Genomic DNA, 13,371 nt, shown 5'->3' on the forward strand with positions numbered 1-13,371 from the left:
TGCTGACCGACAACGGGTCCTGCTACAAGTCCCACGCCTGGCGGGACCTGCTGGCCGGCCAGGGCATCAAGCACAAGCGCACCCGCCCCTACCGTCCCCAGACCAACGGCAAGGTCGAGCGGTTCAACCGCATCCTGGTCGAGGAATGGTCCCACGCCCGCCCCTACACCAGCGAGAGCGAGAAGCGGGAGGCGTTCACGGGGTGGTTGCACCACTACAATCACCACCGGTTCCACACCGCGATCAGCGGCCCTCCCGCTTCCCGCGTACCTAACCTCTCAGGTCAATACACCTAGGCGCTCGGGATGCCCGGCATGCCCGGGACGCTCGGAACGCCGGGCGTCCCGACCGGGACCCGGACGCGGAACCGCCCCGGCCCGGGGTCCTCCCGGGCCGGGGCGGCGCGGCCGAACGCACCCGCGGCTCAGCCGGCCGCGGACGGCTCCGGCAGCTCGGCCTCGACCTCGGCGATGTGCAGCGCCGCGACCAGGTCCCGGTACAGCCCATCGCGTTCCAGCAGTTCGGTGTGCGTCCCCTGGGCGCGCACCCCGCCGTCCTCCATCAGGATGATCCGGTCGGCGTGGATCACCGTGGACAACCGGTGCGCCACCGTCACCACGGCCGCCCGGTCGGCGTGCCGCCGCACGCTCTCGGTGATCGCCGCCTCAGTGATGGCGTCCACCTGCGAGGTCGCCTCGTCCAGCAGCAGCACGTCCGGCGAGCGCAGCAGCGCCCGCGCCAGGGCCACCCGCTGGCGCTGGCCGCCCGAGAACGCCGTGGCGTCCAGCGGGGTGTCCAGCCCCTCTTCCAGGGCGTCGACCTTGTCGTCCAGGCGCACGTCCTCCACCACCCGGCGGACCTCCGCCTCGGTCGCGTCCGGGCGGCTGAACAGCAGGTTCTCCCGCAGGGTGCCCGGCACCACCGGGGTGTCCTGCTCCACGTAGGCGAAGTGCGCGCGCACCTGCTCGGGGGTCAGCTCCCGGTAGGGGGTGCCGCCCACCCGCAGCTCGCCGCCCTCCGGCTCCAGGAAGCGCAGCAGCAGCGACAGCACCGTGGTCTTGCCCGCCCCCGACGGGCCCACGATCGCGGTGTGCCCCCGTCGGGGGATCACCAGGTCCACCTCCTTGAGCGCGGGCACGGCGCCCGGGGCGTAGCGGGCGGTCACCCCGCGCAGCTCCAGCAGGGCGCCGCTCCCGTTGGGGGAGTGCCCGTTGGCGGAGGTCCCGACCGGAGCCGCGGGCGCCTCGGCGACCGGCTCCAGCGGGATCGCCTCCACCTCGCGGATCCGCTTGGCCGCGGCGATGCCCGACTGGAGGGTGCTCACGCTCTGGGACAGCTCCATGACCGGGTTGAGCAGGGTGAACGCGTACAGCAGGAACGCGATCAGGGTGGACACCCCGATGTCCCCCGAGGCCACCCGCAGGGCGCCCACACCCAGGATCGCGATGATCGCCAGCTGGATGCCGCTGAACGCGATCGTCCAGGCCACCGCCTCCCGGCGGACCGCCCGCACACCGTGCTCGGCGGACTCCCGGGCGTGGGCGAGGATCGTGTCGCCCAGCCGCTCCTCGGCGCGGCTCACCTTGACGGTGCGGATCGCCCGCAGCGCCCCGTCCAGCACGCCGCCCATCAGGCCCAGCGAGTTCTGCGCCTTCTCCTGCGCCTTGGCCAGGGCGGGCATCAGGGTGAGGAACAGGACCGTCACGATGAGCACCGCCACCGCCGTGACGGAGACCAGCACCAGGTCCAGGATCGCCATCATCACCAGCGTGCCGACCAGCAGCACGCCGCCGTTGATGAGGCTGATGACGCTGGTGGAGGCGGCCTCGCGCAGCAGCACGGTGTCGGAGGTGGCCCGGGTGACCAGCTCGCCGGAGGAGCGCCGGGACAGCGGGATCAGCGCCGCCCGGAAGTAGCGGCGCACCAGCGAGGTGCGCGCGTCCAGCACCACCGTCTCGGCGACGGTGCCCATCAGGATCCAGTGGTACACGCCCAGCACCGCGCCGACCGCGAACAGGCCCAGCAGCAGGACGATGGGCAGCATCAGCCCGCCGCCCTCGGACAGGGTGTCCAGGACGAGCTTGACCACCATGGGGTTGGCCAGCTCCAGCGCGGAGCCGAACAGGGCCAGGACCAGGCCCAGCAGCAGCTTGCGGCGGTGCGGGCGCACGAACGACCACAGCACTCTCAGCTGGGCGAAGCGCGGTTCCGCCGCGGGTGGGGATTCCACCACGGGCGGGTCATCGTTTGTCTCAATGCGATCAGCCATGCTTGAAATTAGGTCACATGTGACCGATTATTGTCAACCAAATACCCGCAAGCCTAGGATGAGCGCATGGTGAAGAGCGCAACCTCAGAGGAAGAGACGAGGACCCGTGCCCGCACCCGCCGCGCGATCCTGGACGCGGCCGTGCAGGTCCTCGGAGACAACCCCGCCGCCCCGCTGTCCCAGGTCGCCAGAACCGCCGGGGTCGCCCGCAGCACCCTGCAGCGCTACTTCGCCGAACGGGCCGACCTCACCGACGCCCTCGGCGACTACGCCGACGAACTCGCCAACGAGGCCTGCGAACGCGCACGCACCACCGAAGGCACCGCCATCGAGGCGTTCACCCGGCTCATCGCCGAGTACTTCACCCTGCGCAAGGTCATCATGCTGGCCTTCGGCTCCGACGACTTCACCGAGGACGCCCGGGGCGAGGACGAATGCAGCCCCGCCGACCTCGCCCTCCAGGCGCTCATCGCCCGCGGGCACGAAGACGGCACCATCGACCCCAAGATCACACCCCTGTGGGCCGAACAGATCATGTGGGCCGGGCTCTACGCAGGCTGGACCTACGTCACCACCGCCAAAGTCCCCGCCTACGAAGCACTCACCCTGTGCCTGCACTCGCTCGTCAAAGCGGTCGAGCGGCGACCCGGGCGGGACGACTGACACGGAAAAGAACCTCCGGGCGCCCACCGGCCCCGGAGGTGACAGAACCTACAGGTACAGGCCGGTGCCCCGCTCCGGCGCCTCCTTGGCGATCGCGTGCACATCCCGCTCACGCAGGATGATGTACCGCTCGCCGTTCAACTCCACCTCGCCCTGCTCCTCCGGATCGAACAGGACCCGGTCCCCCGTCTTGACATGGCGGGCACCCGTACCGGCACCCACCACCTCACCCCACGCCAGCCGCGTCGCCAGCTTCACCGTGTCCGGAATGACCAGACCCGCACTGCTGCGCCGCTCGCTCTTGTCAGGGACCGTCCTCACCAACAGGCGGTCATGGAGCATCTGGATTTCAAGCTTTGATTCGGGCACACCCCCAGGGTATTCGGCCCGCGACCGGGCCCGACGCCCCCACCACAGGCCACGGGAGAGACCCCCTGGCTCAACCACCTCTTAACCTTCGGTACAGTAATTCCATCGCCGACCGGGGTAACCGAGCGGCGCACCAGGGGCTATGGCGCAGTTGGTAGCGCGCCTCCATGGCATGGAGGAGGTCTGGGGTTCGAATCCCCATAGCTCCACGGACTCTGGGCGACCCTGCTCGCGCGTTGGACGCGCTCGCCGGGTCGCCCGTCGTGTTTACCGGGGGGAGACCCCCCGAACCCCCCGAGGTGACCCCCTGTGGCTGAGGCCGCGTGGAGCGGAACCGTCGGCGGTGGGGGCTCTTACGTCGAGATGCGGGCTTACGCCCGCCACAAAGGTTCCCGCGGGCTTCGCCCGCCATCAGCCCTACGGGCTGTGAACCCCGCTTCGCGGGGTTGTGCCCACCCCATTGCCTCACGGGCACCACACCGCCCTCCGCAAACGGTTGCATTGGTTGGGGGACCCGATTCCAAAATTCGGGTGGGTGTGGTGGGGAAGTCGCAGGTCGAGGGGCTTGTGGGGGATGGGCTTGGGTTGAGGGACTGCAAACGTTTGCAGTAACACCCCTTGACTTGGAAAGCGCTTTCTTTAATCTCGATGACACACAGCAGTGTTCACCCCCCGAGGAAAAAGGGACACGATGAGACGACTTCTCACGACATTGGCCGCCGCGGCCCTGGTCGCGGCGGGATTGACGCTGCCGATGTCACAGGCGGCGGCGCAGACCGGGGCCCCCACGGGTTACGCGACCCAGAACGGCGGGACCACCGGCGGTGCCGGCGGGCAGACGGTGCGGGCCACGACCGGGACCCAGATCCACCAGGCGCTGTGCGCCCGGCCCAGCACCTCGACCCCGATCATCATCGAGGTGTCGGGGACGATCAACCACGGCAACACCTCGAAGGTGTCGGGCAGCGGTTGCGACACGGCGGCCGACGTCATCGAGCTCAAGAGGATCAGCAACGTCACGATCGTCGGTGTCGGCAGCGGGGCCGTGTTCGACCAGCTGGGCATCCACATCCGGGACTCCAGCAACATCATCATCCAGAACGTGACCGTTCGGAACGTCAAGAAGTCCGGCTCGCCCACCTCCAACGGCGGCGACGCCATCGGGATGGAGAGCAACGTCCGCAACGTCTGGGTCGACCACGTCACCCTGGAGGCGTCGGGCGGGGAGTCGGAGGGCTACGACGGCCTCTTCGACATGAAGAACAACACCCAGTACATCACCCTCTCCTACAGCATCCTGCGCAACTCCGGCCGGGGCGGGCTGATCGGGTCCAGCGAGAGCGACCTCTCGAACGGCTACGTGACGTTCCACCACAACCTGTACGAGAACCTCGACTCGCGGGCGCCCCTGCTGCGGGGCGGTATCGCGCACATCTACAACAACCACTATGTGGACATCGCCCAGTCCGGGATCAACTCCCGGGCCGGCGCCCGCGCGAAGGTGGAGAACAACTACTTCGAGGACTCCAAGGACGTCCTGGGCACCTTCTACACCAACGAGCGGGGCACCTGGCAGGTCGCGGGCAACGTTTTCGACAACGTGACCTGGTCCGGCCAGGGGAGCCAGAACTACCCCGCCGGTCCGAACCCGCAGTCCACCACGTCGGTGAGCATCCCGTACCAGTACAGGCTCGACGGCGCCGACTGCGTGCCCGCGATGCTGCGGCAGATCGCCGGCGCGAACAAGGGCAACCGGTTCTCGGACGGGAGCTGCAATGTGGGCGGTCCGACCGACCCCCCGACCGACCCGGGGCCGACCGATCCTCCTGCCGGGACCAACCTCAGCATCGGGGCCGGGGCCGACGGCTCCAGCAAGGGCGGCGGGACCAGCTACGGGAGCGTCATCGACGGCGACCCGGGCACCTACTGGTCGCCCAGCGGCTCGACCGGCCGTGTCTCGGTCAAGTGGGACACCGCCACCAGGGTCTCCAGGATCAACATCCGCGAGGCCTCCGGGGCGGTGGGCGCCATCGGAACGTGGCGGGTCGTCAACAACGACACCGGCGCCGTCCTGGCCACCGGTAGCGGGGCGGGTGTCATCACCTTCTCCCCGACGACGCTGAAGAAGATCAACTTCGAGATCACCGGCTCGACCGGCACGCCGCGCGTCGCCGAGTTCGAGACCTACGCGGGCTGACGGAAAGGGGGCCGCGGCGCACGCCGCGGCCCCGCTTCAGAGGTTCGCGTAGTAGGCCTGCTGGGACGGGAAGTAGGCGTCGAAGGCGGGTGGGGGGTTCCCTTCGCGGGAGGCCGCCAGGGCATCGAGGTAGTACTCCCAGCCCGGGCCGATCGACCCCAGGTCGGTGTCCGGTTCCAGGTGCTGGACGAACGTCAGGATCGTCGTCGCGCCGTCGGCCGACAGGAGCGCTTCCAGGTGCCAGGAGCCGTACTCGTCCTCGCTGCTCACCGCCAGGCGGTGGGGCGGCTCGCAGGCGTCGATGCGCAGGTCACCCTCCGGGGCGCCCTCCTCCAGGGTGAGGCGGTAGCGGACCGTCCGGCCCGGAGCGGGGTCGCCGGTCCACGAGGCGAACCACAGCGCGGTCCGCTCCGGATCGGTGATGCTCGCCCACACGTCCTCGATCGGTGCCTGGAAAGAGCGGGTCAGCACCAGGTCGCGGCCCGTGTCGGTCGCCACCAGCCGCCCGGTCGGTCGTGGTCCCATAAGGCGACCCTAGCCGATTCGTGCGGGTCAGCCCAGGGAGTAGACGGTCAGGACCGCCGCGTGGTCGGTGGTCCACTCGTTGCCGCGGTGGCGCGGCACCGGCGCCGGGTCACCGACGACGAGGGCCCGGGAGTCCAGCACCGTCAGGTCCGCGCCCGCGTGCAGCACGAAGTCGATCCGGTCCTGCGGCTCCACCCGCCCGGTCTCCCCGTCGTGGAACGGGTACAGCGGCGACCAGGTGGTCCCCGGTGCCGTCACCGGGTCCGGGTTCGCCACCCGGAAGGAGTCCGTCAGCCCCGCCTCGGCGGGCAGCACCGAGGTCGGCCAGGGGACGTCCGCGTAGCCGCAGTTGCGCTCCCGGTTCGCCTCGGTCCAGTCCAGGTGCGAGGGCGCGTTGAAGTCGCCCACGAGGAGTACCGGTGTCTCGTCCGCGGCAGCGAGCTGGTCCTGCATCGCCGCGAGCGCCTGGGTGATCTGGCCGGTGCGCCCCGATTGGGCCTCGCGTTCCAGGATGCGCTCCACGGACATGCCGTCGAAGCACGCGTCGTAGGGGCCGTAGGGCGTGTACCCCAGGTGTGCGGTCCACAGGTTGAGCTGGGTGTCGCTCCCGTCCAGGGCGACGCGCACCCCCGCGGCCGCGCCGGCGGTGCCGTACTCCTCGGCGATCGGGTACCGGCTGATCACCCCGAGGCTGCCCGAACCCTGCCAGTGGTACCAGCCGAGTGCCTCGGCCAGCCGGGCCGCGTGCACGCCCTGGGTCTCCTGGAGGCCGACCACGTCCGCGCCGCTCTCCAGCAGGAACCGCAGCTGCTTCTCGTGGTACCCGTCCACCTGGGTCCCGCCGTGCCAGGTGTTGAGGCTGAGCACGCTCACCTCGTCCACCAGCGGCCCACCCCGGCGGACCACCGGGACCGTCGCGGTGAACCGAGCCGCGGAGCCGTCCGCCCCGGTCGCCTCCACCGTCACCTCGGCCCGGGACGGGTCGCGGCGCGACACGCCCTCGGGCATGATCCGGTCGGCGGCGGAGCGAGGCGTTCCCGACAGCGTTCCGTCCGGGGAGACGTCGATCCAGGCGTCGCCGCCGACCTTGGCGAAGGACACCGTGCCGCCGCCCCCGGACACCAGCCCGCCGAGCGCCGCCTCGTAGGGGTCGCCCTGGCGGGCGTTGCGCAGGACGGCCCCGTCGGTGGGGAACGCGACCGGGCCGTCGGCGCCCAGCCGCACCTCCACGGGCTCGGCCAGGTGCGCGTAGCCGTCGCGGGCCAGGAAGAACACCAGGTAGCGGCCGGGTTCCAGGCCTTGGGCGGGCAGCTCCACCTCGCCCTCGGACAGCGGCGCGTACGCCCAGACCAGGGAGGGGGACACGTACTCCTCGTCCACCGGCCCGCCGCCCGAGGCGCGGTAGAGCCCGACCCAGTTGGTCGGGTGCGGGTCGGGGGTGGAGTAGGCCAGCGTCAGGGGGGAGGTGGACCGCACCGCCAAGGTGCCCTCCGGGGCCGCCGACGCGGGGGACGGGACGAGTAGGAGGGCGACCGCGAGCAGTACGGCCAGGGACCGCGAGAGCATCCGGGACCTTTCGTCGGGGGAGGGGCCCGGTCAGTGTGCCCGGACCGGGCCCCTTCACTCCCAACCGGTGGGGGACCGGTGCGGAAATCCCGGTGAACGCCGTCAGGCGCGGCTGCGGGCGGTGCGCAGCAGGAACCCGCCGACCACGGCCAGGGACACCATGAACAGTGCCGTGATGATGTCGTTGATGAACTGCGGGTCCACCAGGAACGACACGATCAGGAGCACCGCCGGGGCGCCCGCGACGGCCGCGGGCACCGAACGCGCCCGCAGCAGGGCGATGCACAGCAGCACCACCCCGACGGCGGCGGCCAGGAACCCGCTGATCTGCACGGCCAGCACGCGTTCGGGGGACTCCATGAAGTAGGCGAAGACCGCCTCCCCCGACACGCCGGTCCGCGGCCCGGTGGCGTACCAGCCCACATTGGTCACCGCGAAGAACCCCATGCCGAAGCAGAGCGCCCCCAGCCCCGTGATCACGGTGCCCACGGTCGCGAACAGGGAACCCTTGCCGGGCGCGAGTACGCAGACGGCCAGGGCGAAGGCCGTGTAGGCGAGGACCGACCCCAGCGAGCCGATCAGGCCGAACAGCCAGACCGCGTCCCGCATCTGCTGGAAGCTCGTGAACTCTTCGAAGTCCAGGGGCGACAGCGGCCGCATCAGCAGGTTCGCGGCCACGGTGAGGGAGACGGCGATGAGGACGACGGCGAGCAGGGTCATCCGGCCCCGCAGCGTTCGATCGGTTTCGTGCTGTAGCGTCGCGGTCCCCATGATCACTCCCCGATGGTGACGTGGATCACATGCTTCCCTCTAGAATCCTCCCCGCGCGCGTTCGCGACAAGGCCCGGACCGGTACCGGACGATTCCCCGGAATTTCCCCGGGCGTTCGACCGGTGTGCGGGCGGTGAACGGTCGGCGGCCGGAATCGGACACGGGAATGGAGAGGACGCGCAATTCTCCCGCGGAGAATGGAGAAACCGCAGTTCACGATGCCTCCACCACTTTCGTCGGTAGTGCTGACACCACCCCCGTGGTGGGCGTGGGTGGACGGTGAATCGGGAGTCGGCACCATCGAATGCCGGGGTCCGCGCATCTAACGTCGAAAGGGTTGGACAATCCCTCGATCCGACGGAGGATCATGATCACGGCGGGCCCCCGGACCGCGCCGCCCCTGGCGCCTCTGCACTACGAGGAGCAGGAGTGGAACGGCCTTCGACTGCTGGCCTACGACGAGTCCGGCGACGGGCGCATCGTCGAGGCCCTGGGTGATCCGGCGACCGCCGATCACATCATCGTCCTCGTCCCCGGGAACGACAATTACCTGGGGAATTACTTCGATCCGAGCCGTCCCACCCGCCCCCGGGTGAACGGTGCGACCCTGCTGCGGACCATGGGGGAGATCGCCCGGGGAGAGAACTTCGCCGTCGTTGTGTGGATGGGTTACGACACCCCCCGGGGATTCTTCGAGGGCGCCATGCGCGGCCCCGCCCGCCAGGCCGCCCCCGACCTGGTCCGGCTCACCCACTACCTGCCCGGCAGCGCCCACATCACCCTGGTCGGACACAGCTACGGAACCGTCGTGTGCGGCCTGGCGCTGGCCGAGGGACGCGTCGACGACTGCATCGCCCTGGGCAGCCCCGGCATGGGCGGCTCCTCCACCGCCGACCTGCGCTACGCCGGGAACCTGTGGGTCGCCCAGGGCCGCGAGGACTGGATCCGCTACTTCCCGCGCGGCCGCGCCGGCGACCTCGGCCACGGGCCCACCCCGCTGCGCCCCGGCTTCGGCGGACTGCGCATCGAGACCGGCGACATCCCCGGCCACTGCGCCTACTACACCGAGGGCAGCGAGTCGGTGCGCAACATGGCCCGGATCGCCCTGGGCCGCTACGAGGAGGTCACCCTGGTCGACCCGGTGGCCCGCATCCCGCTGCCCCGGCCGGCCGTCCCCGTCCGGTCCGTGCTCCCGCCCGCGCCGCGGGCGGCCGCCGTCCCCGAGGAGAGGATCGCCCCGTGACCGACACCACCGGACCGGTGATCCTCGCCGAGGGGGTCCGCAAGACCTACCCGTCCAGGAGCCGGCCCTCCCTGGACGGGTTCGACCTGGTCGTGCGGCCCGGAACGGTGCACGCCCTGCTCGGGCCCAACGGGGCGGGCAAGACCACCGCCGTACGGGCGATGTCCACCCTGGTCCGGTTCGACGAGGGCCGGGTCCGGGTGGCCGGGCACGACGTGGCGTCCCAGAGCCGCCGGGTGCGCGAGTGCATCGGCCTCACCGGCCAGTACGCCGCCCTGGACGAGGTGCTCAGCGGCCGCCGCAACCTGGAGATGTTCGCCCGCCTGCACCACCTGCGGACCCGGCAGGCCAAGGCGCGGGCCGCCGAGCTGCTGGAGCGGTTCGGCCTCACCGACGCCGCCGAGCGCCCGGTCCGCCACTACTCCGGCGGCATGCGCCGCCGCCTGGACCTGGCCGCCAGCCTCATCCTGGACCCCCGGGTGCTGTTCCTCGACGAGCCCACCACCGGCCTGGACCCGCGCAGCCGCGCCGAGGTCTGGCGGGCGGTGCGCGACCTCGTCGACCGCGGCACCACCGTGCTGCTCACCACCCAGTACCTGGAGGAGGCCGACCGGCTCGCCGACACCGTGTCCGTGATGGAGGCCGGACGGGTGATCGCCGAGGGCGCGCCCGACGAGCTCAAGCGGCGGGTCGGCGGCAGCCGCGTGGAGGTGGTGGTCACCGACCCGTCCGAGCTCGACAAGGCCGCGGAGGTGCTGGGCCGGGTGTGCGGCGTCCCGCTGGACGTCGACCCCGACACCCAGACCGTGCGCGCCCCCGTGGGCGGGCGCGGCAGTGAACTGGCCAAGGTGGTGCGGGCCCTGGACGAGGCCGGGCTGGACGTGGAGGACATCGCACTGCGCAGGCCCAGCCTGGACGAGGTGTTCCTCAGCCTGACCGGCCACCGCACCGGACGAGGCGACGGCGCCGCGAAGGAGGGTTCGTGATGACCGCGACGGCCAGGCGCCTGGGCTGGGCGCTGTCCGACACCGGGGTGGTGGCCCGCCGCTACCTGTCGCACCTGGTGCACAAGCCCGACGAGCTGATCGGCACCCTGCTCATCCCGGTCCTGGCGGTGCTGCTGTTCGGGTTCGTGTTCGGCGAGACCATGGGCGCCGCCGCCGGGGTGGACGACTACCGCGACTTCCTGATGCCGGGCCTGTTCGCGCTCACCATGGCGTTCGGCATCGGCAACACCACCATCGCCGTGGTCACCGACGCCGGGCGCGGCGTCATCGACCGGTTCCGCACCCTGCCGATGGCGCCGTCGGCGCTGCTGGCCGGGCGCAGCGTCTCCGACGTCGTCGCCGGGGTGGTGGACCTGGCCGTGCTGGCCGGGATGGGCCTGCTCATCGGGTGGCGCTGGAACGAGGGGTGGCTCTCGGCGCTGGCCGCCCTGGGGCTGCTGCTGTGGCTGCGGCTGGCCTTCACCTGGATCGGCATCTACCTGGGGCTGGTGGTGCGCAGCCCCGAGGCGGCCATGAAGCTCTTCTCGCTGGTGTTCCCGCTGGCCATGGTCGCCGACACGTTCGTGCCCACGTCGAGCATGCCCGGCTGGCTGGCTCCGCTGGCGGAGTGGAACCCGCTGTCGGCGACGGTGATCGCCGCCCGCGACCTGTTCGGCTCGCCCGGGGTGGTGTCCGACTCCTGGGTGGCGCAGAACGCCCTGCTCATGGCGCTGGTGTGGCCGCTGGTGCTGCTGGCGGTGTTCGTCCCGCTGGCGGTGCACCGCTACCGGGCGGCCTCCCGGTAGCGGGGGCCGCGCGTCGCGGAGGGGCGGCGCGCGCAGCGGTGGGGACCGGGGCCCGCGGGGGCGGCCGCGGTCCTCACGGGTGCGCGTCCACGAAGGCCCGCAGGGCGGGGTCGCCCGAGACCAGCCGCTCCATCTCCTCACCGCCGTCGCACCGGCACAGCGACACCGTCACCTCGGCGTCCGTGCGCGCCACCACCCGCCACACGCCGCCGTGCTCCTCCCAGCGCCGCAGGACGTCGACCGGATCCGTCATGGCGTACCGCCTCCCCGCCGTTCCCCGGGCGGTGCGGTGGAATCGCGCACCACCAGTGCCGGCGCCAGCACCTCGTGCCGGTCCCCGGTGCGGCCGCCCATGCGCTCCCAGAGCAGTTCGGTGGCCAGCCTCCCCATGATCGCGCGCGGCTGGTCCACGCTCGTCAGCCGGGGCCGGGTCACCTCCGCCAGCGACGTGTTGTCGTAGCCCACCACCGACACCCGCGGCGGGGCGTGGTCCAGCACCGCCAGCGCCGCCAGGTCGTTGACCGCGAACACCGCCTCGGGCCCGCGCGCCAGCAGCTCCGCCGCCGCCCGCTCCCGGTCGGCGCCCACCGGGTGCACCAGCACCTGTTCGGCCAGCCCCGCCTCCCGCATGGTCTCCCGGTACCCGGCCTCGCGCGAACGCGACGAAGGGCTGCCGCTGCCGGACAGGTGCCCGATCCGCGTGTGGCCCAGCTCCAGCAGGTGCCGGACCGCGGCCCGCGCCCCCGCCTCGTCGTCGTTGGCGACCGTGTCCACCCCCGGGGCGAACTCCGGCGGCCGCCCCACCATCACCACCGGCACCCGGCGCGCCGCGTCGGCCAGCGCCTCCGCCCCCACCCAGGAGCTCACCACCACGACCCCGTCCACGTTCAGCTGGAGCAGGGAGTCCAGCTGGTGCTCCAGCCGCGCCCGGTCGCGGCGGCCGTGCGCCAGCAGCACCGTGAACCCGCGGGCCTCCGCGGCCTCCTCCACCCCCGCCACGACCTCCGTGTGGTACGGGTTGGCCAGGTCGGTGAGCAGCACGCCCAGGATCATCGTCCGCCCCTGCACCAGCCCGCGGGCCAGCCGGTTGGAGCGGTAGCCCAACCGGTCGGCGGCGGCCAGGATGCGCGCTCCGGTCTCCTCGCTCACCCCCGGATCGCCGCGCAGCGCCAGCGACACCAGGGATTTGGACACCCCGGCGGCCGCGGCCACGTCGACGATGGTGGGGCGGCGTCCGGGTCGGGTTCCTGTCACAGTGGCCATTGTGTCCCGGATCCGAGCGCTTCGCCCGCCCTCCGACCGGAACCGACTGGAACGTTCCAGACGCGTTTCCCGACCGGCCACCGGATGTCCTTCCCCCGGCTCCGGCTCCTGCCTACCGTCACCGGTGAACACACTTTCCCGGGCCGCCGCGGCGGGCCCCGACCGCCAGGAGACGCCTTGGACCCGATCCCCGCCCTGCGCCGACGCCCCGACGCCCTGCTGCTGGACTTCGGCGGGGTCGTCTTCCAGACCCGCAAGCTCCCCGAGGGCCGCGACGCCGTCGCCCTGCACCTGCGCGAGACCCTGCTGCGCGCCGGGCACGACGTCCCCGCCGCGGAGCTGCGCCTCTCCCTGGATGCGGGCCTGGCCGCGCTCAAGGACTGGAAGAACGCCGCCGGGCGCCGCCGCACCCCGCGCGAGCTGACCCACCGAGAGATCTGGACCGACTTCCTCGCCTCCGACCTGCCCGACCCGGTCCGGGAGACCCTCGCCGGCAGCGCCGGCCCGCTGCTGGCCGACATGTCCACCCTGCTCTCCGAACACCGGCTGCGCCCCGGCGTCCGCGACCTGCTGCACGCCGCCCGCACCCTGGGCGTGCGCGTGGGCATCGTCTCCAACGCCCACTCCGGCCGCGCCCACCGGTCGCTGCTGCGCGAGGCCGGGCTGGAGGACCAGGTGGGCGTGCAGGTGTACTCCGACGAGGTCGGCATCCG

Annotated in this window: 14 protein-coding genes and 1 tRNA gene; 8 read left to right on the forward strand and 7 right to left on the reverse strand. The window is 71.8% G+C overall.

Annotated elements, in window-relative coordinates; translation table 11 throughout:
* The coding region (locus ACJOT3_RS27590; RefSeq protein WP_406976038.1) for an integrase core domain-containing protein at positions 1-296 on the forward strand (296 nt) is incomplete at its 5' end.
* A 128-nt stretch (positions 297-424) separates the two neighbouring features.
* Here the strand turns inward: ACJOT3_RS27590 and ACJOT3_RS27595 are convergent.
* Positions 425-2,185, reverse strand: coding sequence for an ABC transporter ATP-binding protein (locus tag ACJOT3_RS27595; protein WP_406976050.1), 1,761 nt, complete (start codon positions 2,183-2,185; stop codon positions 425-427).
* A gap of 150 nt (positions 2,186-2,335) precedes the next feature.
* On the opposite strand from ACJOT3_RS27595, the gene ACJOT3_RS27600 reads away from it, so the two are divergent.
* A complete protein-coding gene (locus ACJOT3_RS27600; protein ID WP_406976039.1) occupies positions 2,336-2,932 on the forward strand; it encodes a TetR/AcrR family transcriptional regulator in 597 nt (198 codons plus the stop codon).
* Between the two features lie 48 nt (positions 2,933-2,980).
* Here ACJOT3_RS27600 and ACJOT3_RS27605 read toward each other — a convergent pair whose 3' ends face one another.
* Positions 2,981-3,274, reverse strand: a complete 294-nt coding sequence (locus ACJOT3_RS27605; protein WP_406976051.1) for a GroES family chaperonin — start codon at positions 3,272-3,274, stop codon at positions 2,981-2,983.
* 163 nt (positions 3,275-3,437) lie between these two features.
* Here ACJOT3_RS27605 and ACJOT3_RS27610 point away from each other — a divergent pair.
* Positions 3,438-3,510, forward strand: a tRNA-Ala gene (locus ACJOT3_RS27610).
* A gap of 482 nt (positions 3,511-3,992) precedes the next feature.
* Complete coding sequence (locus tag ACJOT3_RS27615) at positions 3,993-5,498, forward strand: pectate lyase family protein (RefSeq protein ID WP_406976040.1); 1,506 nt, start codon at positions 3,993-3,995, stop codon at positions 5,496-5,498.
* 36 nt (positions 5,499-5,534) lie between these two features.
* Here ACJOT3_RS27615 and ACJOT3_RS27620 read toward each other — a convergent pair whose 3' ends face one another.
* The 3 genes from ACJOT3_RS27620 to ACJOT3_RS27630 all read right to left on the reverse strand — a co-directional run bounded on the left by ACJOT3_RS27620 (position 5,535) and on the right by ACJOT3_RS27630 (position 8,360).
* Positions 5,535-6,023, reverse strand: coding sequence for an SRPBCC family protein (locus ACJOT3_RS27620; protein ID WP_406976041.1), 489 nt, complete (start codon positions 6,021-6,023; stop codon positions 5,535-5,537).
* Between the two features lie 27 nt (positions 6,024-6,050).
* Positions 6,051-7,589, reverse strand: a complete 1,539-nt coding sequence (locus tag ACJOT3_RS27625) for an endonuclease/exonuclease/phosphatase family protein (RefSeq protein ID WP_406976042.1) — start codon at positions 7,587-7,589, stop codon at positions 6,051-6,053.
* Positions 7,590-7,691: 102 nt separating this feature from the next.
* On the reverse strand, positions 7,692-8,360 hold the full coding sequence (locus tag ACJOT3_RS27630) for a hypothetical protein (RefSeq protein WP_406976043.1): 669 nt from the start codon (positions 8,358-8,360) through the stop codon (positions 7,692-7,694).
* A gap of 367 nt (positions 8,361-8,727) precedes the next feature.
* Between ACJOT3_RS27630 and ACJOT3_RS27635 the strand changes: the two genes are divergently transcribed.
* The 3 genes from ACJOT3_RS27635 to ACJOT3_RS27645 are packed head-to-tail and all read left to right on the forward strand — an operon-like array spanning position 8,728 to position 11,395.
* Positions 8,728-9,603 carry an alpha/beta hydrolase gene (locus ACJOT3_RS27635; protein WP_406976044.1) on the forward strand — a complete coding sequence of 292 codons (876 nt, stop codon included), beginning with the start codon at positions 8,728-8,730 and terminating at the stop codon, positions 9,601-9,603.
* Complete coding sequence (locus ACJOT3_RS27640; protein WP_406976045.1) at positions 9,600-10,589, forward strand: ATP-binding cassette domain-containing protein; 990 nt, start codon at positions 9,600-9,602, stop codon at positions 10,587-10,589. Before ACJOT3_RS27635 ends, ACJOT3_RS27640 begins: the two co-directional genes overlap by 4 nt.
* Positions 10,589-11,395: an ABC transporter permease gene (locus ACJOT3_RS27645; RefSeq protein WP_406976046.1), complete on the forward strand. Its 807-nt coding sequence runs from the start codon at positions 10,589-10,591 to the stop codon at positions 11,393-11,395. The genes ACJOT3_RS27640 and ACJOT3_RS27645 overlap by 1 nt, the downstream gene beginning before the upstream one ends.
* A gap of 73 nt (positions 11,396-11,468) precedes the next feature.
* Here the strand turns inward: ACJOT3_RS27645 and ACJOT3_RS27650 are convergent, their stop codons facing one another.
* Together ACJOT3_RS27650 and ACJOT3_RS27655 are read right to left on the reverse strand one after the other, a co-directional pair.
* Positions 11,469-11,648, reverse strand: a complete 180-nt coding sequence (locus ACJOT3_RS27650; protein WP_406976047.1) for a hypothetical protein — start codon at positions 11,646-11,648, stop codon at positions 11,469-11,471.
* On the reverse strand, positions 11,645-12,649 hold the full coding sequence (locus ACJOT3_RS27655) for a LacI family DNA-binding transcriptional regulator (RefSeq protein ID WP_406976048.1): 1,005 nt from the start codon (positions 12,647-12,649) through the stop codon (positions 11,645-11,647). The genes ACJOT3_RS27650 and ACJOT3_RS27655 overlap by 4 nt, the downstream gene beginning before the upstream one ends.
* A gap of 186 nt (positions 12,650-12,835) precedes the next feature.
* On the opposite strand from ACJOT3_RS27655, the gene ACJOT3_RS27660 reads away from it, so the two are divergent.
* Positions 12,836-13,371 (forward strand): HAD family hydrolase (locus ACJOT3_RS27660; protein WP_406976049.1); only part of this gene is annotated, 536 nt, incomplete at its 3' end.

The sequence above is a fragment of the Nocardiopsis protaetiae genome, assembly GCF_045446735.1.
GTDB lineage: Bacteria > Actinomycetota > Actinomycetes > Streptosporangiales > Streptosporangiaceae > Nocardiopsis > Nocardiopsis protaetiae.

What these genes read in the sequence shown, in the direction of transcription:
- ACJOT3_RS27600 (WP_406976039.1), top strand. Translation starts at nt 2,336, where the DNA reads ATGGTGAAGAGCGCAACCTCAGAGGAAGAGACGAGGACCCGTGCCCGC.
- ACJOT3_RS27605 (WP_406976051.1), bottom strand. Translation starts at nt 3,274, where the DNA reads ATGCTCCATGACCGCCTGTTGGTGAGGACGGTCCCTGACAAGAGCGAG.
- ACJOT3_RS27615 (WP_406976040.1), top strand. Translation starts at nt 3,993, where the DNA reads ATGAGACGACTTCTCACGACATTGGCCGCCGCGGCCCTGGTCGCGGCG.
- ACJOT3_RS27620 (WP_406976041.1), bottom strand. Translation starts at nt 6,023, where the DNA reads ATGGGACCACGACCGACCGGGCGGCTGGTGGCGACCGACACGGGCCGC.
- ACJOT3_RS27625 (WP_406976042.1), bottom strand. Translation starts at nt 7,589, where the DNA reads ATGCTCTCGCGGTCCCTGGCCGTACTGCTCGCGGTCGCCCTCCTACTC.
- ACJOT3_RS27630 (WP_406976043.1), bottom strand. Translation starts at nt 8,360, where the DNA reads ATGGGGACCGCGACGCTACAGCACGAAACCGATCGAACGCTGCGGGGC.
- ACJOT3_RS27635 (WP_406976044.1), top strand. Translation starts at nt 8,728, where the DNA reads ATGATCACGGCGGGCCCCCGGACCGCGCCGCCCCTGGCGCCTCTGCAC.
- ACJOT3_RS27645 (WP_406976046.1), top strand. Translation starts at nt 10,589, where the DNA reads ATGACCGCGACGGCCAGGCGCCTGGGCTGGGCGCTGTCCGACACCGGG.
- ACJOT3_RS27650 (WP_406976047.1), bottom strand. Translation starts at nt 11,648, where the DNA reads ATGACGGATCCGGTCGACGTCCTGCGGCGCTGGGAGGAGCACGGCGGC.